This is a genomic window from Ammoniphilus sp. YIM 78166 (assembly GCF_004522215.1).
GTDB lineage: Bacteria > Bacillota > Bacilli > Aneurinibacillales > RAOX-1 > YIM-78166.
Map to the genome: position 1 here is coordinate 637,117 of NZ_SDLR01000002.1, position 20,073 is coordinate 657,189.

20 protein-coding genes are annotated in these 20,073 nt (G+C 46.4%); 14 read left to right on the plus strand and 6 right to left on the minus strand.

Annotated elements, in window-relative coordinates:
* Window positions 1-11 precede the first annotated feature (11 nt).
* The 4 genes from EIZ58_RS09320 (at window position 12) to recG (ending at window position 4,584) form a co-directional block, all read left to right on the plus strand.
* Complete coding sequence (locus EIZ58_RS09320; RefSeq protein WP_134700958.1) at window positions 12-869, plus strand: DegV family protein; 858 nt, start codon at window positions 12-14, stop codon at window positions 867-869.
* Between the two features lie 74 nt (window positions 870-943).
* Window positions 944-1,612: an L-serine ammonia-lyase, iron-sulfur-dependent subunit beta gene (gene sdaAB / locus EIZ58_RS09325; RefSeq protein WP_134700323.1), complete on the plus strand. Its 669-nt coding sequence runs from the start codon at window positions 944-946 to the stop codon at window positions 1,610-1,612.
* Window positions 1,613-1,634: 22 nt separating this feature from the next.
* Window positions 1,635-2,519 (plus strand): L-serine ammonia-lyase, iron-sulfur-dependent, subunit alpha, encoded by an 885-nt coding sequence (gene sdaAA, locus EIZ58_RS09330; RefSeq protein WP_134700324.1) that lies wholly within the window; start codon window positions 1,635-1,637, stop codon window positions 2,517-2,519.
* A 1-nt stretch (window position 2,520) separates the two neighbouring features.
* Window positions 2,521-4,584 (plus strand): ATP-dependent DNA helicase RecG, encoded by a 2,064-nt coding sequence (recG, locus tag EIZ58_RS09335; RefSeq protein ID WP_134700325.1) that lies wholly within the window; start codon window positions 2,521-2,523, stop codon window positions 4,582-4,584.
* Window positions 4,585-4,632: 48 nt separating this feature from the next.
* Here recG and lpdA read toward each other — a convergent pair whose 3' ends face one another.
* The 4 genes from lpdA to pdhA are packed head-to-tail and all read right to left on the minus strand — an operon-like array spanning window position 4,633 to window position 9,421.
* Entirely contained in the window at window positions 4,633-6,045 is a 1,413-nt protein-coding gene (lpdA, locus tag EIZ58_RS09340; RefSeq protein ID WP_134700326.1) for a dihydrolipoyl dehydrogenase, read from the minus strand.
* A 3-nt stretch (window positions 6,046-6,048) separates the two neighbouring features.
* On the minus strand, window positions 6,049-7,338 hold the full coding sequence (locus tag EIZ58_RS09345; RefSeq protein WP_134700327.1) for a dihydrolipoamide acetyltransferase family protein: 1,290 nt from the start codon (window positions 7,336-7,338) through the stop codon (window positions 6,049-6,051).
* 18 nt (window positions 7,339-7,356) lie between these two features.
* Entirely contained in the window at window positions 7,357-8,337 is a 981-nt protein-coding gene (locus EIZ58_RS09350; protein ID WP_134700328.1) for an alpha-ketoacid dehydrogenase subunit beta, read from the minus strand.
* A 1-nt stretch (window position 8,338) separates the two neighbouring features.
* A complete protein-coding gene (gene pdhA, locus EIZ58_RS09355; protein WP_134700329.1) occupies window positions 8,339-9,421 on the minus strand; it encodes a pyruvate dehydrogenase (acetyl-transferring) E1 component subunit alpha in 1,083 nt (360 codons plus the stop codon).
* 354 nt (window positions 9,422-9,775) lie between these two features.
* Here pdhA and rsmD point away from each other — a divergent pair, with 354 nt between their 5' ends.
* Window positions 9,776-10,357: a 16S rRNA (guanine(966)-N(2))-methyltransferase RsmD gene (gene rsmD, locus EIZ58_RS09360; protein WP_134700330.1), complete on the plus strand. Its 582-nt coding sequence runs from the start codon at window positions 9,776-9,778 to the stop codon at window positions 10,355-10,357.
* Window positions 10,358-10,359: 2 nt separating this feature from the next.
* Window positions 10,360-10,854, plus strand: coding sequence for a pantetheine-phosphate adenylyltransferase (gene coaD / locus EIZ58_RS09365; protein WP_134700331.1), 495 nt, complete (start codon window positions 10,360-10,362; stop codon window positions 10,852-10,854).
* Window positions 10,855-10,885: 31 nt separating this feature from the next.
* Here coaD and ylbJ read toward each other — a convergent pair whose 3' ends face one another.
* Entirely contained in the window at window positions 10,886-12,127 is a 1,242-nt protein-coding gene (ylbJ, locus tag EIZ58_RS09370) for a sporulation integral membrane protein YlbJ (RefSeq protein WP_134700332.1), read from the minus strand.
* Window positions 12,128-12,303: 176 nt separating this feature from the next.
* Here ylbJ and EIZ58_RS09375 point away from each other — a divergent pair, with 176 nt between their 5' ends.
* Together EIZ58_RS09375 and EIZ58_RS09380 are read left to right on the plus strand one after the other, a co-directional pair.
* Window positions 12,304-13,068, plus strand: coding sequence for a patatin-like phospholipase family protein (locus tag EIZ58_RS09375; RefSeq protein WP_134700333.1), 765 nt, complete (start codon window positions 12,304-12,306; stop codon window positions 13,066-13,068).
* A gap of 14 nt (window positions 13,069-13,082) precedes the next feature.
* Window positions 13,083-14,126, plus strand: coding sequence for a SepM family pheromone-processing serine protease (locus EIZ58_RS09380; RefSeq protein WP_134700334.1), 1,044 nt, complete (start codon window positions 13,083-13,085; stop codon window positions 14,124-14,126).
* A gap of 3 nt (window positions 14,127-14,129) precedes the next feature.
* Here EIZ58_RS09380 and EIZ58_RS09385 read toward each other — a convergent pair whose 3' ends face one another.
* Complete coding sequence (locus EIZ58_RS09385; RefSeq protein ID WP_134700335.1) at window positions 14,130-15,338, minus strand: nucleotidyltransferase; 1,209 nt, start codon at window positions 15,336-15,338, stop codon at window positions 14,130-14,132.
* A 115-nt stretch (window positions 15,339-15,453) separates the two neighbouring features.
* On the opposite strand from EIZ58_RS09385, the gene EIZ58_RS09390 reads away from it, so the two are divergent.
* From EIZ58_RS09390 to fabD, 6 genes are all read left to right on the plus strand, one after another.
* Window positions 15,454-15,960, plus strand: a complete 507-nt coding sequence (locus EIZ58_RS09390) for a YceD family protein (RefSeq protein ID WP_134700336.1) — start codon at window positions 15,454-15,456, stop codon at window positions 15,958-15,960.
* Between the two features lie 147 nt (window positions 15,961-16,107).
* Window positions 16,108-16,281, plus strand: coding sequence for a 50S ribosomal protein L32 (gene rpmF, locus EIZ58_RS09395; RefSeq protein WP_129197036.1), 174 nt, complete (start codon window positions 16,108-16,110; stop codon window positions 16,279-16,281).
* 243 nt (window positions 16,282-16,524) lie between these two features.
* Entirely contained in the window at window positions 16,525-17,103 is a 579-nt protein-coding gene (gene fapR, locus EIZ58_RS09400) for a transcription factor FapR (protein ID WP_134700959.1), read from the plus strand.
* Window positions 17,104-17,114: 11 nt separating this feature from the next.
* Window positions 17,115-18,131, plus strand: coding sequence for a phosphate acyltransferase PlsX (plsX, locus tag EIZ58_RS09405; RefSeq protein WP_134700337.1), 1,017 nt, complete (start codon window positions 17,115-17,117; stop codon window positions 18,129-18,131).
* Window positions 18,118-19,140, plus strand: coding sequence for a beta-ketoacyl-ACP synthase III (locus EIZ58_RS09410; protein ID WP_134700338.1), 1,023 nt, complete (start codon window positions 18,118-18,120; stop codon window positions 19,138-19,140). The genes plsX and EIZ58_RS09410 overlap by 14 nt, the downstream gene beginning before the upstream one ends.
* Window positions 19,133-20,071, plus strand: a complete 939-nt coding sequence (gene fabD / locus EIZ58_RS09415; RefSeq protein WP_134700339.1) for an ACP S-malonyltransferase — start codon at window positions 19,133-19,135, stop codon at window positions 20,069-20,071. Before EIZ58_RS09410 ends, fabD begins: the two co-directional genes overlap by 8 nt.
* Window positions 20,072-20,073: the final 2 nt, after the last annotated feature.

Sequence of the window (20,073 nt, forward strand, 5' to 3'; positions counted from 1 at the left end):
GGGGCGGCATGATGGCTCAGATTTGCATTGTTACGGACAGTACAGCAGATATCCCTCGGGAGCTGGCAGAAGAATGGGGCATTCATATTGTTCCTTTGCGTGTGCATATGGCTGGCGAAACTTATCTTGATGGCATAGACATTACCCCATCCGAGTTTTTTACAAAGCTGGGTCAAGTTCACCAATTTCCTACAACGTCACAGCCATCTCCAGCGGATTTTGAACAACTGTACCTCGATCTTGCCCATATGTATGGCCGGGATGTTCAGATTCTATCCATTCATTTGTCCAGCGCATTAAGCGGAACCGTACAATCGGCAAACCTCGCAAGTAAAATGATCGAACCGCAGCTGGATATTACGGTGATTGATTCCAAGAAAGCTGCATATTTGCTTGGCATGATGGTAGTCGAAGCGGCCAAAGCAGTAAAAGAAGGAAAGACGAAGGAAGAATGCATTGCACTCTTGGCGCGTATGATTGAAGGACAGAAGGAATTTTTTGTTGTGGACACATTGACCTACCTGCAAAAGGGAGGAAGGATTGGAAAGGCGCAAGCTCTAATTGGTACAATCCTGAACGTAAAACCTATTCTCTCCCTTAATGCTCACGGAGAGGTTTTCCCCTTCGATAAGGTAAGAGGAAAAAAGAAAGCGATCGTAAGGATTCTTGAAGAGTTAAAAGAATATGCAGGGAATCAAGAAGTCATTGTTTCGATACTTTATGCCATGAACCTCGAAGAAGCAATGGAACTAAAAGAACAAATTACTCAGTCCTTCAACACCACGGATATTACACTATCGGAGATTGGGCCTGTCATTGGTGCGCATGTCGGTCCGAATGTATTGGCTGTTTGTATGTATAAAGTTTAGATGGGCGGGAAGGAAGGGCAACACACACCTTCCTTCTTCTTGTTTTTGCATTTATTGGAGAGGAGAATCCTTAGATGAAGTATCGTTCGGTCTTTGATATCATCGGACCTATTATGATAGGGCCTTCTAGCTCTCATACGGCGGGCGCAGCGAGAATCGGATTGATCGCCCGCAATTTATTTTCAGGGAACCCTAAGACAGCCCATATCGTTTTTCTAGGCTCTTTCGCTAAGACGTTTAAGGGTCATGGAACAGATATTGCTATTGTAGGAGGAATTCTCGGCTTTAATACCTTCGATAAAAGGATCGTAGATTCTTTTGATTGGGCAAAGAAGATCGGAGTTCAGGTTCAGATTAGTGTATCGGAAGTGATTCCGAATCACCCGAATACGGCTCAAATTACGCTATCAAGCGACCAGGAGACCATGACCATTGAAGGGATCTCCATAGGCGGCGGGAAAATGGAAATCACTTCGATTAATGGGTACTCCCTGCGCATAACAGGAGAAGGTCCGACGATACTCATTTGGCACGAAGATCGTTACGGGCTGGTAGCGGCCGTTTCTCATGTGCTTGCTAAGCATCAAGTCAATATTGGGTATATGGAAATGGCAAGAAAAGAAAAAGGGTCGGAGTCCCTCATGGTAATAGAAATTGACCAGCCTATTGCAGACGACGTGCGTAGGGAAATCGAAGCCTTGGCACATATTAAGAAAGTTACAGTCCTTAATCCGTTGGATTAAGCAGCAAAGAGGAGTGAGTGAAATGGGCTTTCGAACCGTAGCAGAGTTGGTGGAGCTTTCGGTCACTGAACAAAAGCCGATCTCAGAAATTATGATTGAAACCGAGATTGAGCTTTCTGGCAAGAGCAGAGAGACGGTTATGGAACTAATGACACGTAATTTAGAGGTGATGGAAGAAGCAGTAAATCGTGGAATAAAAGAGGTTGAAAAGTCCCGCAGTGGGTTAACAGGTGGGGATGCGGTACTACTGCAGAACTATCTACGTCATACCAAGCCGCTATCAGGTGAACTATTACTCGATGCCGTCAGTAAATCTGTCGCCACGAATGAGGTCAATGCCAAAATGGGAACGATTTGTGCAACGCCAACGGCTGGAGCTTGCGGGATCGTTCCAGGAACCCTGTTTGCGGTCAGCGAAAAGCTGCAGGCTTCAAGGGAACAAATGGTACGCTATTTGTTCACGTCGGGTGCTATTGGTTTTGTCATTGCAAACAACGCTTTTATTTCTGGTGCGGCAGGCGGATGCCAAGCCGAGGTGGGATCAGCAACGGCCATGGCTTCCGCCGCGATTGTAGAGATGGCTGGAGGATCAGCGGAGCAGTCGGCTCAAGCGGTGGCCATCGCCTTGAAGAACATGCTTGGGCTCGTATGCGATCCAGTCGCGGGTTTGGTGGAGGTTCCTTGTGTGAAACGAAATGCAATGGGAGCCGCTATTGCCATGACCGCTGCAGATATGGCTTTGGCTGGGATCAAAAGTGCCATTCCAACAGATGAGGTGATTGACGCGATGTATCGAATCGGTTGTTCGATGCCTACCGCGCTTAAAGAAACGGCATTAGGTGGATTGGCTGCGACCCCAACAGGCCGTGAGCTTGAACGTCGAATTTTTGGGACTTCTGTGGATTGATATGAGTAGATTGTGGTCATCGGTAACAGATATAAAAGGAATTGGCGAGGAGAAGGCCCAAGACCTAAAAGGTCTAGGTATCTATACGGTTCATGATTTGCTTTTCTATTTTCCTTCACGCTATGAAGATTATACAATCAAGGATCTAGCTGAGGTTGAAGACGGAGATCGGGTTACGATTCGAGGGACGCTATATGGAGAGCCGACGGTTCGTTTTTACGGTAGAAATAAAAGTCGCATGATGGTCAGACTTGTCGTAGACCAAGTGGTGGTCACCGCCATTTGGTTTAATCAGCATTTTCTTAAGCCCAAGCTCACCCCAGGAAAGGAAATCCAAATTACAGGCAAGTGGGAACGGCAACGCTTGCAAATGACGGTCTCTGAAACCAAGGTAAGTCCCCAACAGGCGAAAGAGCAGGAAAGCAGCGGACCTAAGATTGAACCAGTGTATCCTGTTTCGGCCTCTATCACCATCAAGCAAATGAGAAAGTATATTGCCCAAGCCTTAAAGCAATATCAAAACGAGATCATCGAAATCTTGCCTTCATCTATTGTACAGAAGCATGAGTTTATGGATCGGGCTGCTGCTCTTGCAGCCATTCACTTTCCGCGTTCTACGCAGGACGGGAAATTGGCGAGAAAGAGGCTAGCCTTTGAAGAATTATTCTTTTATCAATTAAAAATGCAAGCCTACCAAATGGTTCAAAAACAAAATCAGAAGGGCCTGGCCCTATCGGTACCGCTTGAGCAGGTTCGCCAATTTGTTTGGTCCCTGCCCTACAAATTAACCCAAGCACAAAAAAGAGTATTGAAGGAAATTCTTGATGATCTGCAAAGTCCATATGCGATGAATCGATTGCTCCAGGGGGATGTGGGTTCGGGGAAGACCGTTGTAGCTGCTGTTGCCTTATTTGCCGCAGTGAAGACAGGCTTTCAAGGGGCCCTGATGGTTCCCACAGAAATCTTGGCAGAGCAGCATAAGTCCTCCTTAACGGAACTGTTGTCGGGGCATGGGATTCAAGTGGCCCTGTTAACGGGAAGCTTATCCGCAAAGCAAAGGAGAGAAGTGGTCGGGGGATTGCAGATGGGTACCATTGACGTGGTCGTGGGAACCCATGCCCTCATTCAGGAAGACGTCTATTTTTCCCGATTAGGACTTGTGATTACCGATGAGCAGCATCGATTCGGTGTAGAACAGCGCAAGGTACTTCGCGAGAAAGGGCTTCATCCCAATGTCTTGTTTATGACAGCGACCCCTATTCCAAGAACCCTGGCCATTTCCGTATTTGGTGATATGGATGTTTCCACGATTGATGAACTGCCTGCAGGAAGAAAGCCGATTGAAACCTATTGGGTCAAAGAAGAAATGTTTGAACGCGTGCTCGCCTTTGTTGGCAAGGAATTAAAGGCTGGTCGACAGGCTTATGTCATCTGTCCACTGATTGAGGAATCAGAAAAGCTGGATGTACAAAATGCATTAGAAGTTCATGCGATCTTGACGGAGTATTTTAAAGGAGAATTTAGCGTTGGACTGATGCATGGTCGATTATCACCTCGAGAAAAAGATGAGGTCATGAAGGCTTTTAGCGAAAATCAGGTACAGGTATTGGTTTCTACAACGGTAGTTGAGGTTGGAGTTAATGTTCCCAATGCTACGGTTATGGTGGTTTATGATGCTGAAAGATTTGGTCTAGCCCAATTGCATCAGCTCCGCGGAAGAGTGGGCAGGGGATCAGAACAGTCCTATTGTATTCTTGTAGCCGATCCTAAGACAGAGGTGGGGAAAGAACGCATGCGGATCATGAAGGAGACCAATGATGGGTTTGAAGTGGCCCGGCGGGATCTTCAGCTAAGAGGACCCGGTGACTTTTTTGGAACCAAGCAAAGCGGGCTTCCGGAATTTCGCTTAGCGGATCTTACCCAAGACTTTGAGCAGCTTGAATTAGCGAGACAAGAAGCGGTTGAATTGTTAAGAGCGCCTGATTTTTGGCGGAACCCGCAATATAGTGGGCTTCAGGGTTATCTAGAAAACCAAGGAATCTTGGAAATGGAAATCCTTGATTAGTTGATAAGGACAAGCTGTACGATTTTATCAGCTTGTCCTTTGCTTTGCTCATTTTCCAAGAGAATGAATGCCATGACCTGCAGCGGCTTCGGCTGCTTCCATGACCATTTCCGCTAAGGTAGGATGGGCATGGATGGTGAGAATGAGGTCTTCTAATGTGGCGCCCATTTCTATCGCCAGAGCAGCCTCGGCGATTAGATTGGACGCTTCATAACCAACGATATGAGCCCCTAGGATAATGCCGCTATCTTTCTCCGCAACAACCTTTACGACTCCATCAGGCTCATTGGCCGTCAAGGCCCTGCCATTTGCACCATAGGCAAATCGACCTGTGACCGTCGTGATCCCTTTTTCTTTGGCCAGAGCTTCACTCAAGCCAACTGAAGCCATCTCCGGATCGGAAAAGACGACAGAAGGAATCACCTTGTAGTCAATGGCACTAGGCAATCCCGCAATCACCTCTGCTGCCACTTTGCCTTCATAAGAGGCCTTATGGGCAAGGGCTGGCCCTGTAACAATATCCCCGATCGCATAAACATTGGGGATGTTGGTTTTGCACTGATCATCAATTTGAATATAGCCACGTTCGTCCATGGCAAGTCCAATTCCTTCGAGTCCAAGCTCGTCGGTGTTGGGTCTTCGGCCAACGGTGACAAGCAAATAATCTCCAGTGACCGTTTTTTGCTCCTCGCCGACTTGGAAGGTTACCGTTACTTCCGTATCGGTTTGTTCCGCTTTCTGTGCCGTTGCTTTCGTATGAATCTCCACCTGTTTCTTCTTTAACGCTTTGTTGACCAACTGGGTCATGGATTTTTCAAAGCCAGGGAGAATTTGATCACTACCCTCAATGATCGTGACCTTTGAACCTAGCTTGGCGTAGGTCTGACCCAATTCTACTCCAATGTAGCCTCCTCCAATAACCACGAGATGCTTAGGAATTTCCTTTAGGCTGAGAGCTTCGGTGGAAGAGAGGATCCGATTCCCGTAAGGGAAAGCTCTTAGCTCGATAGGTCGTGAGCCAGTTGCTATAATGCAATGGTTAAATTTGTACCGATTGCTTTCATATCCGCTAAGCACTCGGACTTGATCTTTCTCCACAAACAGAGCTTCACCTGAAACGATCTGAATCTTATTGCCTTTAAGCAGGCCTTCCACACCTTTGGTCAGCTTGTTGACGACACTATCCTTCCAGGATTGCACTTTGCTATAGTCAATCTGAACGTTTTCGGCTGTGATCCCCATATTGGCGTCTTCTTGCATGGAATCATAGCGCTTGGCGGCTGTGATTAAAGCCTTGGAAGGAATACAGCCACGGTTTAGACAAACCCCGCCCACGATGTCTTTATCTACCACCACGACACTATTTCCAAGCTGTGCGGCCCGGATAGCGGCGACATATCCGCCTGGACCTGCTCCGATGACCAAGACGTCTACTTCTGTTGTAAATTCCCCTACAACCACGGGCTACACCTCCATTAGCATCAGTTCAGGGTCTTCTAGAACTTGCTTCAAGAAATTGACGAACTGCTGCGCCGTCACTCCGTCAATCAGACGATGGTCAAAGCTAAGGGATAGGGCCATCATGGGAGCGGCCTGTACCAGTCCATCTTTCACTATAGGCTTCTCAGAAATTCTGCCCACACCAAGAATAGCGACTTCAGGATAATTGATCACAGGTGTGAAGAATTGACCTCCGGCAGAGCCGATGTTTGTGATCGTAAATGTACCGTTTTTCATGTCTTGGGGGGCAAGCTTTCCATCTCGCGCCTTGGCCGCGAGTCCGCTAATGGCTGTGGAAATGTCCCAGATACTGCGTCGATCCGCTTCTGTAATAACAGGAACCATCAGCCCATTGTCCGTATCTGTGGCAATGCCGATGTTATAAAACTTTTTATACAGAATCTCCCCCTTGGCATCATCAATGGACGCATTGAGTGCAGGATAAGCTTTTAGGGCACCCAATACGGCCTTTACAATAAAAGGAAGATAGGTTACTTTAATTTGCTTTTTTTCCGCGACAGGCTTCATGCGCTGGCGGAAGGCAACTAGCTTGCTGACGTCGACCTCATCCATAATGGTTACATGAGGGGCCGTAGACTTTGAGCGAACCATAGCTTCGGCGATCACCTTGCGCACCCCTTTTAAAGGAACACGTTCGATCCGGTCCTCTTGTGCTGCGGCTGTTATGACCGGAGTAGGTGTAGGTGCTTCTTCCTTGGCCGGTGTCACAGCTTGCTTCTCAAGCCCTGCATCTGCGGCAGGGGCGCCCGTAAAGCCTAAAACATCCTCTTTTGTAATGCGTCCGTTGGTCCCTGTTCCCTTAATCAAGGACAGGTTGACGCCCTTCTCGCGAGCGAGCTTTCGGATGCTTGGTGTGGCTAAGATCAGCGTTTTATCCACCTCAACATCCGTTGGTTCAGGTTGCGCTTGTGCTTTTTCGCTAGCAGCGGGAGCTGTATCCTGGGCCGGAGCATGCGCAGGTGCTGTCTCTACAGCCCCATCATTTCCAGCCCCTTCAACCTCAAACGTTACTAGGGCGTCACCGACGACGGAAACCGTGCCTTCCTTCACTTTGACTTCCTTAACCGTACCGTTGACCGGAGAAGGAATTTCCACCACAGCTTTATCGTTTTGAACTTCTAAGATGGTCTGATCCTCTTGGACCGCATCACCAGGCTTGACATGCCATTTGACAATTTCACCTTCATGAATACCTTCCCCGATATCCGGTAGAGTAAATGTAAAAATACCCAACCCTGTTCACCTCGATTCCTAAAAATTCAATACGTATTCCATGCCTTCAATTACTCGTGCTGGATCCGGCAGCCATTGATCCTCAATCGTAGCGAATGGGAAAATTGTATCCGGAGAGGCTACGCGGATCACTGGTGCTTCTAAATGTAAAATCGCTCTTTCATTAATCTGAGCAATAATTTCAGCTGCCGCTCCTGACGTTTTTTGGGCTTCTTGAACCACTACCGCGCGATTGGTTTTCTTGACCGACGTCAGAATCGTATCTATATCCAAAGGACTAATGGTTCTTAAATCGATGACTTCAGCTTTGACCCCTCTGGATTTTTCGAGTTCTTCCGCTGCTTTTAAGGAGGTATGAACCATAGCTCCATACGTAATTACCGTAATGTCACTGCCTTCTTTCACGATATTGGCTTTACCGATTGGAACCGTATATTCCCCTTCAGGGACTTCTCCTCTAAAGGAGCGATAAAGCTTCATATGCTCTAAGAAAACGACCGGATCATTGTCACGAATAGCAGAAATCAGTAGTCCTTTGGCATCGTATGGATTAGAAGGAATAATGACTTTCAGCCCTGGAGTTTGCAACATAAGACCTTCCAAACTGTCCGCATGAAGTTCAGGCGTTTTCACCCCGCCGCCAAAAGGTGAACGAAACACAATCGGACTATGATAACGACCTCCGGAGCGGTATCTCATTCTAGCTGCTTGAGCCGCTATAGAATCAAATACCTCAAATACAAAACCAAAAAATTGAATCTCGGCTACGGGGCGAAAACCTTTTAGTCCAAGCCCAATGGCGAGTCCGCCAATGCCGGATTCTGCAAGAGGCGTGTCAAACACACGATCTTCTCCAAATTCTTTCTGCAATCCTTCCGTTGCTCGAAAAACGCCGCCATTTTTTCCGACGTCCTCTCCAAACACGAGCACGGAGGGGTCCCGTTTCAGCTCGACTCTCATTGCATCAGTAATTGCTTGAATCATGGTCATTTGAGCCATCTTATTTTCCCTCTCTTTTTAGAAACTCAGCTTTTTGTTCTTCTAGATGTGGAGGCAGGTGCTCAAACATGCTGTCAATCATATCAGGAATTCTAACCTTTGGAGTCTCATCTGTCTTTTTAATGGCATCTGCAATGTCTTGCTTGGTTTGCTCAATGACAGCATTCTCTTCTTGTTCCGACCATAAATTTTTGGACTCTAAGAATTTTCGGAAGCGAATTAAGGGATCCTTCTGCTCCCATTCACCCAACTCTTCGTGTGTACGGTACCTCGTCGGATCATCGCCAGCCATGGTATGAGGACCAAATCGGTAGGTTAAGGCTTCTATTAATGTTGGTCCTTCTCCGTTTGCTGCCCGGCGTTTGGCTTCCTGTACGGCTCGATAAACGGCTAAGATGTCCATTCCATCGACCTGGATACCGGGAATTCCAACAGCAACGGCTTTATGGGCTAAAGTTTTGGCTGCTGTTTGCTTTTCAACAGGTACGGAAATCGCATAGCGATTATTTTGGATGATAAAGATAGCGGGCAGCTTGTACGCACCTGCATAGTTCAACCCTTCATAGAAGTCTCCTTGGGAAGTTCCCCCATCCCCAATATATGTAACCGCTACCTGCTTTTCCTGCTTAAGCTTAAAGCCCATGGCAACACCAGCACATTGGATAATTTGAGCACCAATAATGATTTGAGGCATAAGGACATTAACACCTTCTGGTATCTGACCCCCATGCTGATGCCCGCGAGAGTAAAGAAAGGCTTGATAGAGGGGTAAGCCATGCCAGACAATCTGCGGGATATCTCGATAGCTTGGCAGGATAAAGTCTTCTTTGTCCAAAGCAGATTGACTGCCTACCATGGTTGCTTCTTGTCCTGCGACAGGGGCGTAGAAGCCTAGTCTTCCTTGTCTATTCAAACTGATGGCGCGTTGATCCCATACACGGGTATACACCATTTTTCTCATTAATTCCTTTAATTGATTATCCGTAATTTCCGGCATACCTTCAGAGGAAACCAGCGTCCCATCAGGACGTAAAACTTGAAGAGGAGCATTGGTTTCTTCTTTCATTAGAAGCTCAGTATTCATTTTTTCACCTCTTTTTATAAATAGAGCGAATCATGCTTAGGATACAGACTTCGAAGATAAAATATTCAAAAAGGGGAGGAATTCGCAAGTACGAAAAAAAGCGTGAATAAGACATAAGTCTCATTCACGCAATGGGAGAGGAGAAACCGGAGGAAGAGCTTATGGGGAAACGTAAGTCTTCTCCGCGGTTGTCAGTAACATATAACATGTTACTAACCATATTATGGGCATAGTTTGGAGACAATATACCTGAGGGACAAACTTTCTTTGAAAAAGAGCAAACATTTACCAGATTTATTGGATTGTGATACACTTATCAAGATATAAATGTCTAGAAAAGCCAGGAGGATAAAGATGAGAGTAATCTCCGGTTCGCAAAAAGGAAGGCCTTTACTGGCGGTGCCGGGAAAAGGAACTCGTCCTACCGTCGATAAGGTAAAGGAATCGATATTCAGCATGATAGGTCCTTATTTTCAAGGCGGCATTGTCCTTGATCTTTATGCAGGGACAGGAGGCTTAGGGATAGAAGCATTAAGTCGAGGCATGGAAAAAGGGATATTCGTGGATCTCGACCGCAAGGCGATCGAAGTGATAAAGGAAAATCTGGAGCGAACGGGTTTTCAAGGGCAAGCCGAAGTCTATAAGAATGAATCAGGCCGAGCGCTTAAAGCTCTTATTAAAAGAGGGATCAAACTCGACTTAGTTTTCTTAGATCCACCATATGCCCATCAACGAATTGAGAGTGAGATTGCCGCCATGCACGATCACGGCTTGCTGCAGTCTGGTGCCTATATTGTAGCGGAAACCGATGCAGAAGTCCGTTTTTCCTCTCAAATTGGAGCAGTACATAGGATCAAGGAAGTGGAGTATGGAAATACACGCGTCACGGTCTTCCAGATGAAGATGTTGGATTCAAACGAAGAAGGGGCTGATTAACCATGAGAATAGCCGTTTGTCCAGGAAGCTTTGATCCTGTCACGAAAGGACATTTAGACATTATCCAACGCGGTGCGAAGATCTTTGATAAAGTGATCGTTGCCGTCTTGATAAACCGAAATAAGAGCCCGCTGTTTACAATAGAAGAAAGAGTAGAACTCTTGCGTGAAGTCACCAGCCACTTGCCAAACGTGGAGGTGGATTCGTTTCAAGGGTTATTGATCGATTACCTGAAAGAAAAAAAGGCACAAGCCATTATTAAAGGACTTCGCGCGGTCTCCGATTTTGAATATGAAATGCAAATGGCGTCCATCAATCGGTTATTAGAAGAGGATATCGAAACCTTTTTTATGATGACAAACAATCAATACTCTTTCCTCAGCTCCAGCATTGTTAAGGAAGTGGCTAAATACGAAGCGGATGTGAGCTCACTTGTTCCTCCTCTTGTGGAGAAGGCGCTAAAGAAAAAATATGCGGAGATCAACTTAACGACATAGCAAAAATCCCGGTTGCTTGCCGGGATTCTTGCTATACTTTTGCTAGATATTTTCTTACGATATAGGGAACCGCTCCTAGCAGGAATAGGCCAGCTAAGATGATAAGGGTGTAGGGTGTAAGGAACTGAAACGTGTTCAGGGTGTATTGAGCTCCACCTTCGGGTACTTGTCTGGCTAATACAGGCAAGGATTGTGACCAAAGGGTGACGTAAGGCTGCAAAGGTGACCAGATGATAAAGCAGATGATTCCTGAAAAGAGTGCATGAAGTCCTTTCCAGATAAAGTAGGGTTTATATCTCATATCCGTAGTACTAATAATACTGGCTACTTGGGCATGTACAGAAATCCCTCCCCAAGCTATTAATCCTGAGGCTACCGCAATTTTAGTTTGCATGTTGATGCTAGAAGCAAGCTCGCTAATATGGTGCATGCTTTGGGTAACTTCAAAGAACCCGATAATGAGGCCTTGGGACATCTGAGCTGGTATGTGCAGGAAGGATAAAAATAGGGCAACCGGTACAGCTAAGATTTCGGCTAACAGACCCATGGAAACAAACTTGATGATAACCGAGAAAATCATAATAAACCCTCCGATAACCATTAGGGTTTGAAAGGTACTTATAACAGCATCTCCCATTAATTTTCCCAGTGGACGATTATCTTTTAGCCTTGCCCGGTGCATGGCCTGCAGAGCTCTTAAAATGATCGGGAGTGTCGGAGCGGGTTCCTCGGGAACTGAAGAGCGTACGGACTCGTGACGGTCGTGAAAGCGCAGGAGCACTCCGATCAGGATGGCGCCCGTATAATTGGCAATGGCGATCGATATGCCAAGCGAGGCATCGTGGAAGAATCCTACCGCTACAGCGCCAAAGATAAAGATCGGATCAGACGTGCTTGTAAAGCATAACAGTCTTTCCCCTTCAGAGCGTGAAACTAGTTTTTGTTCCCTAAGACGAGCAGCGAGTTTTGGCCCTACGGGATAACCAGAAGAAAACCCCATGGCCATAACAAAACCGCCTGTACCCGGCACTTTAAACAAGGGACGCATCAACGGCTCAAGAAAGACCCCAATAAAGTGAACGACTCCGAAGCCAAGCATCAGTTCAGACAAGATCATGAAAGGCAGAGTAGCGGGGAAAACCACTTCCCACCAAATTTGCAAGCCACGAAGAGAAGCTTCAAAAGCGATCTGTGGATAACGTACCATGGAAACCACGAGGATCATAGTTGTAAAAGACAAGAGAAGCGTAATTAAATAAGATTTGTAGCGCATTGTACGGCCTCCATCGCTGCAAAATAACACATTCAATAAAATTTACGCTTGGATGGAGTGGTTTAGACCAAGCTGTTCAGATGTGTATCCTTCGCTGTTGATCTTTTCCAATTGCCCTTCATATAATAGATAAAAGAAAAGACTTCACCGTTCAGCACATCCAAGGAGGAGGAGCCATGCACAAGCCGAAGGTCGGATTAGCATTAGGTTCGGGAGGAGCACGGGGCATCGCTCATGTTGGTGTCATTAAAGTCTTAGAAGAAGAAGGGATTCCTATTGATTTTATAGCCGGTAGCAGCATGGGGAGCTTAGTAGGTGCATTTTATGCGGCTGGAATCAACCCAGACATGATGAAGAAGCTCGCCCAAAATATTAAGCGCAGCTATTGGTTAGATCTTACTGTACCCAAGATGGGTTTTATTGCAGGAGATAAGATAAAAGAAATGGTTCGCCTCTTGACCCAGGGAAAGAATTTGGAGGATTTAGCCACCCCTCTTTCTGTGGTAGCAACCAGCCTCCATACCGGGGAACGAGTCGTTTTTAAAAAGGGTCCTATTGCCCAGGCTGTACGGGCCAGCATTTCCATCCCTGGGATTTTTGTGCCGGAGGTTGTGGATGGTCACACGCTCGTAGATGGCGGGGTGATTGACCGCGTTCCTATAACCGTTGTAAAGGAAATGGGAGCAGATGTGGTGATTGGGGTAGATGTAGGGATGATATCTACGGAAGGGAAGTTTACCTCGATCTTTGATGTGATCGCTCAGTCCATTCAAGTGATGGAAAGAGAGATTTTTAGATATCGGATCTTAGAGGCTGACGTTCTCATTACCCCCGATGTGGGACATTTAAGTGCTACTTCCTTTGATCAGATCGACGAGTTGATAACGGCTGGGGAAAAGGCGGCAAGAAACGCCTTAGATCAAATCAAGGAAGTATTGTAATCTGGAGGGACACAATGAAAAATAAAAAGATCTGGGGAATAGCTGCTGCCATTTTCGCCGTACTGATTGCTATTAATATTCAGGTTCCTTACTATATTACCACCCCGGGCGGAGCCATTTCGTTACATGACATGGTTGTCGTTGAGGATGCTTATGAGGACGAAGCAGGGGCTTTTCGTCTAACCACAGTGAGGACAGGTCAAACGAATGTAGCTGGATACCTGTATGCCCTTATCGATCCCTATGCTGATCTTGTTGAATCCAGTATGGTTCACAGTCCCCATGAAAGCAATCAGCAGTATATCCGAAGACAGCTTGAAGTCATGAAAGCCTCTCAGGACACCGCTAAAATTGTGGCTTTCCAACGGGCGGGTTATGATGTAAAGCTACAGAATAGCGGAGCGGTGGTTATGCAATTCATACCGGATTATCCTGCTGAGAAGGTGCTCGAAATTGGGGATACCATCGTGGGGGTCAATGGGCAACCCATAGACACCGCCATTGCCCTGATCAATTCCCTTAAAGGTAAAAAACCGGGCGATCAGGTAAAGCTTAGTTATATCAGAGACGGGGTTAAAAAAGAGGCAGTTATCGATCTGAAGCAGCTCCCGGGAACGGATGAAAAAGGCGAGAAGAAGCCAGGGATTGGCATTGCCTCCCCCATTACAAAACGACAATTTGAGCTTCCCAAAGAGGTAACGATTAAATCCCAAGATATTGGGGGACCCTCTGCAGGGCTGATGTTTACGCTTGAAATGATTAACCAGCTTGTCCCGGAAGACCTTACTAAGGGATATGATGTTGCGGGTACAGGAACAATAAATGATGATGGCACGATTGGACGCATCGGCGGCGTCCACCATAAGGTAGTGGCTGCGCATAAACAAAACGTCGATATTTTCTTTGCACCAGTGGTAAAGGATGAGACAGGAATTTCCAACTACGACCAAGCAGTTAAAAGAGCACAGGAGATCAAAACGGGAATGAAAATTGTGCCTGTGAATACCATTGATGAGGCTCTGGATTATCTTGAAAGCTTACCTCCTAAAGGGAAGTAAGCTTTATGCCTTCATCAGGGGAATGCGTGTAAATTCCCGTTCTTTTGGATGCTTTCCCGGGTAGCCTAGGCAGTATACGGAAGCAGCACGCAGATCTAGGCCGAGCATGGGCCATTCTTCCTTCCCAGCGACAGTCGCGATGATCGGTACCGTTGCTTTCTTTTTTGCCATATGAAGCAGCTGACGGCCTTTCTCATTAAATCCGAGCACCCGGATATAAGAAGGCGTCTTCCCCTTCGTTAATTGCTCGATTTCTTTTTTGTGAAGATTCAATAAAATGTATAATAGGAGTCGTTGGATCCGATTCCAGGTATATCGTTTGGTTTTTAAGATTTCCATTAATTCTTGAAAATGAGAAGCAGAAGAGTGAAGCTTTTTTATCCGGTGTTCAATCCCTTCCTCCATTTCATGAATATGAGACAGAGATTCTGCTGAATGAACAGTCAAGCTATGGGATAGAAAGGAATAAAATTGATCCCAGCTCATCGGAAACCGATGTTGATCTTTTTCATGCTGTAGGATCTCTAGGGTGGCCTGCGGAACATAAGGTCCTATAGCCTCTAAGTTTTGTTCAAAGATAAGCTTTCTTAGGGCGGTTGCACTGGCAATTTTTTGATCTGTGATATCGGCTTGATGGTAGCCAGCTTTTTGTCTTGTGATCGTTGCAGGTTGAATGGAGCTTCCAAGCCTTTTCAAAGCTAGCACATAATTAAGTCCAAGGATATTGTTGGGGCGATTCAAAAGCTCTTCCGGTACACCAACTAATGAAGCCGCAGCGCGAGCGTAGGCTTTAGGATAGGGAAGTCCGAGGGTTAGCTGAGCTTTTAAGGCTTCCTTAAATGAAACCGGCTCATCTTCAAGTTGGGCAGCCAATTCCAGCAACCAGCTTAAGTCACCGCTTTCACTACCAAAGCAGACCTGCTGTACAACTCCAAGAGCGTCTAGCGTTGATACCGCTCCATAGGCAAACGTTTCAGCGTTCTGAGTACAATAAACGGTCGGAAGTTCTAGGACAAGATCAATACCAATATCCAACGCCATTTGAGCTCTGGCCCACTTGTTCACTATGGCGGGCTCGCCTCTTTGCAAAAAATTACCGCTCATTACAGCAACGGATGCCTCTGCACCTGTGGTTCGGAGTGATTCCTGATAATGATATAAGTGTCCATTGTGAAGTGGATTATATTCAACAATGAGTCCTACTACCTTCATTTATTCGATCCCTCACTTTTGTTGTATTGAATCTCATTATAGTGACAAGGAATATGATTGACAAACGTTAGCAGAGAAATATATAATAGTTTCTGTTGTCTTAGGAGTGATTTTGATGATAATCCATGTTAATGAGCTAGAAAAGGCACCAGGCAGAATGCTTGCCTTGCAGTCCGCTGTAACGACCGATCAACTTCGACAACCTGGCATAAGCTTTGAGAATTTCCAGTTTGCAGGACAAGCACGTAAGGAAGGCGAGATTGTCTTTGTAGAGGGAACGCTTACCGGGGAGTTGAAGTCAAAATGTGCAAAGTGTATCGCACCTACGTTTTACGCTTTTACGCATTCTTTTGATGAAGGCTTTACTGAAGGGGAGATTGATGAGGAAGAAAGCGATCTTAACCCTTATCAAGCGGGGAAGATTGACTTAGAACCGTTCTTTCATCAAGATATCCTGCTGCACATGCCTCAGGTGTTTATTTGTGAAGATGACTGTAAGGGATTATGTCCCAGTTGCGGAGTGAATCGCAATGAACAGCCGTGCGAATGCGTCAATGAACGAATTGATCCTCGCTTAGCAGACTTGGCCATGTTTTTCAACCAAGACAAGGAAAGTAAATAATTTTAATTATGCCTGATGTTGAACTCCAGGTGAGACATCAGTTATAATATACTTCTATCGTAGACCCCATTGGTGGTACGTAGAATACATGAATACTCTAATAACACTCATACAAGAGTGCAAGAATATCCGAAGGGGGTGGAAGAAATGGCAGTACCTCAAAGAAGAACTTCCAAAACTCGCAAGAGAATGCGCCGTACTCATTTTAAGCTTGAAGTGCCAGGTATGGTAAAATGCCCAAATTGTGGTGAATATAAATTAGCTCATCGTGTTTGCAAAGCCTGCGGATCTTACAAGGGCGAAGAAGTTGTAAACAACTAATGTGCTCACAAGGCAAAGTGCAAGAATGGCACTTTGCCTTTTTTGGTAGGTACTAAAATTTTTTATCTCCGTAAGCCCAGCTTGGCTGCCGCCTGCCCCTTTTAAGGCATGGCTCCAGCCAAGATCTTTTAAAGACGAATATACTTTTTTCGACAGTTTCAACCGGTTGCAGGGTTGGATCTTTTTTTATATACTCTTAGTACCAGGTAATAAATTTTGATCACGAACATCTCCATCACGGTGGTGAGGAAGATACCACGCTTAAAGAAGAAGGAAAGACAGACTAGATTGTCTAATGACTTACAGATGAATCCCTTCCTTACAGACGAGGAGCTAGCACACAACTATAAGGTTAGCATCCAGACTATACGGCTTGATCGTATGGAACTGGGTATACCGGAGTTGCGTGAGCGCATCAAGCATGTTGCCGAACAGAAACTGGATCCTGTCAGATCTTTGCCGCTTCATGAAGTAATTGGAGAACTCGTCGACTTACAGTTGGATCATAGTGCAACCTCGGAGCTCTTGATAAGCGAGGAACATGTTTTTTCCCGTACTTATGTAGCGAGAGGCCATTATATATTTGCTCAAGCTAACTCGTTAGCTGTAGCTCTCGTCAACGCAGAGGTCGTTTTGACAGGAGCCGCACGCATTCGCTTCATACGGCCGATCAGATTAGGCGAGAAGCTAGTTGCCAAGGCGCTTGTGCGTTCTGCATCAGGGGATCAGATAAAGGTCCGGGTGGAAACGCGTGTAGGTGAAGAACTGGTTTTCAGCGGTACATTCCGAGTGTTCAAGGCGGCGGATTTGCACAAGTCATAGGAGGGAAAACGTTGAAAATCGCGGTAGATGCGATGGGTGGCGATCATGCCCCCCAAGCGATTGTGGAGGGTGCGCTGCAAGCAGCGCGAAAACTAACAGATGTACATATTGTATTGGTAGGGAACGAACAACAGATTATGCAACATGTAAATCGAACCTTACCGAACAACATAGAGATTGTTCATGCATCAGAGGTGATTGACCCTGATGAGAAAGAGCCAGCTAAGGCCATTCGCCGCAAAAAGGATTCTTCCATGGCCGTAGCGTTGGACATGGTGAAGGAAAAGAAGGTAGGGGCTGTGATTTCTGCTGGAAATACGGGCGCTTTTATGGCTGGTGGAGTTTTCATTACCAAGCGTATCGAGGGAATCGAACGCCCGGCTTTAGCACCGATATTACCTACTCTTGAAGGCACAGGAGTTTTAGTATTGGACGTAGGCGCCAATATGGATGCTAAACCGGAGCATCTATTGCAGTATGCCATGATGGGCCATATCTATGCACAGAATGTAATGGGAATACATCGCCCTCGCATCGGTTTATTGAATGTTGGAACCGAAGAGCTGAAGGGGAACGAATTGACGAAAGAGGCATACGCTCTGTTTGAGAGTCAAGAGTTTCACTTTGTGGGCAATGTAGAAGCAAGAGATATTCCTTTTGGAGTCTGCGATGTGGTGGTTTGTGACGGGTTTTCGGGAAACATTCTCTTGAAATCCATGGAGGGAATCGCCAGTGCACTTTTCCAGGTGATGAAGGAAGAATTTTCAAGATCCCTTGTGTCCAAGGTCGGAGCAACGCTGCTCAAACCCAGCTTACGAGGCATCAAGAAGAAAATGGATTATACCGAGTACGGTGGAGCCCCACTACTCGGGCTTCAAGGGGCCTGCATTAAAGCCCATGGTTCGTCGAATGCTCACGCCATCAAAAATGCAATCTTCCAGGCTGTACGATTTGTTGAGAAAGATGTGGTTGGTCATATCTGTAAAGAAGTCAAGCTGGAAAGAGGGGAAAGGGATGCACAGGAATAGTTCTGTTGGGATATTGGGAACAGGGTCCTACGTTCCAGAAAAGATTCTCACGAATAAAGAGCTAGAAACCATGGTGGATACCTCAGATGAGTGGATTGTTTCGAGAACCGGAATTTGCGAAAGAAGAATTAGCAGCGAGCAGGAAGCATCATCAGATCTCGCTTTGTATGCAGCCGAAAAGGCGCTTGAAGCCGCAGGAATTCGGGCAGATCAACTGGATTTGATCATCGTGGCGACTGTCACTCCAGACACTTCTTTCCCTTCCACAGCCAATATTATACAGGACCGTTTAGGCGCTAAAAAAGCCGCGTCTTTTGACTTGGCCGCTGCGTGCTCAGGGTTTCTCTATGGTATTGCTACGGCTTCACAATTTATTGAAAATGGACTTTATCGTTATGCGCTTGTTATTGGTGTAGAGTGCTTATCTAAGATTGTCGATTGGACCGATCGCAATACTTGTGTGTTGTTTGGCGATGGAGCGGGCGCGGCGGTGTTGGGACCTGTTGAAGAAGGCTTTGGCTTCCTATCCTTTGATCTAGGTTCCGATGGAGCTGGAGGAGATTTGTTGAAGCTTCCTGCAGGGGGATCACGCCTTCCTGCTTCCGAGCAGACCATAGCCGATCGTCTGCATTATGTCTATATGTCTGGCGGCGATGTGTTTAAGTTCGCGGTTAGGGTCATGGGAAGTTCAGCGGAAGCTGCGCTAGAGAAAGCGGGAATGAAGAAAGAGGAGATTGACTTTCTCGTCCCTCACCAAGCCAATTTGCGCATTATTGATGCTGCGGTTAAGCGGTTGGGATTGTCGATAGATAAAGTGGTGGTGAATCTAGACCGCTACGGCAACATGTCTGCGGCTTCAATTCCCGTGGCGTTAGATGAGGTCGTGCGACAGGGAAGAATTAAGCAGGGAGACCGGTTGGTTCTCGTCGGGTTTGGCGGAGGATTAACATGGGGCGCTTGTGTTCTGAGATGGAGTATGAAGGAAAAGGAGCAATTGAATCATGGCTAAAGTCGCATTAATATTTCCAGGTCAAGGATCTCAATATGTTGGAATGGGAAAGGAGGCCCTAGAGAAAAGTTCAGCTGCTGCAGCGGTGTTTGCAAAAGCAGATAAGGCTCTAGGATTGCCTTTAACCCAGCTTTGTTTGGAAGGGCCTGAGGAACAGCTGAAACTGACGGTGAACACACAGCCTGCCATTCTGACTACAAGTGTAGCCCTACTAGAGTGGCTAAGGGAGAAGCAAGCTATCACTCCAGCTTTTGTAGCGGGTCATAGCTTGGGCGAGTATTCGGCTCTAGTGGCTGCAGGCGCCCTAAGCTTTGAGGACGCCGTAGTAGCTGTTCGTGCACGAGGTCAGTATATGGAGGAAGCGGTACCTGCAGGGGTGGGGGCTATGGCCGCTATCCTTGGCATGGATCGGGACAAGCTGCATGCCATCTGCGAGGAGATATCTTCAAACGGCACTCCCGTCCAACTGGCTAATCTCAATTCACCCGGGCAAATTGTGATTTCTGGTTCCGCAGAAGGGGTTGGGGCAGCGAGTGACGAAGCGAAAAAGCAAGGGGCTAAGCGGGCGATTCCGTTAAATGTGAGTGGACCTTTCCATTCTAGTCTTTTGCAACCTGCTTCTGAACAATTAAAATCCAAACTGAGCGGGATTAGCATTTCTGATGCTTCAGTTCCCGTGGTTGCTAACGTGTCCGCTCGTGAGCTGACCAAAGCTGAAGATATCTTTACTTCCTTGGTGGAACAGGTTTCTTCTCCTGTACTGTGGGAGGATTCTGTGATGTACATGTCCGAACAGGGAGTAGATACCTACATCGAGGTCGGTCCAGGAACCGTACTGGCTGGATTAGTGAAGAAGATTGACCGCAATGCGAAAGTATTTTCTGTTCAGGATGAGGCGTCCTTGAATAAATTAATAAGCGAATGGGTATAGAG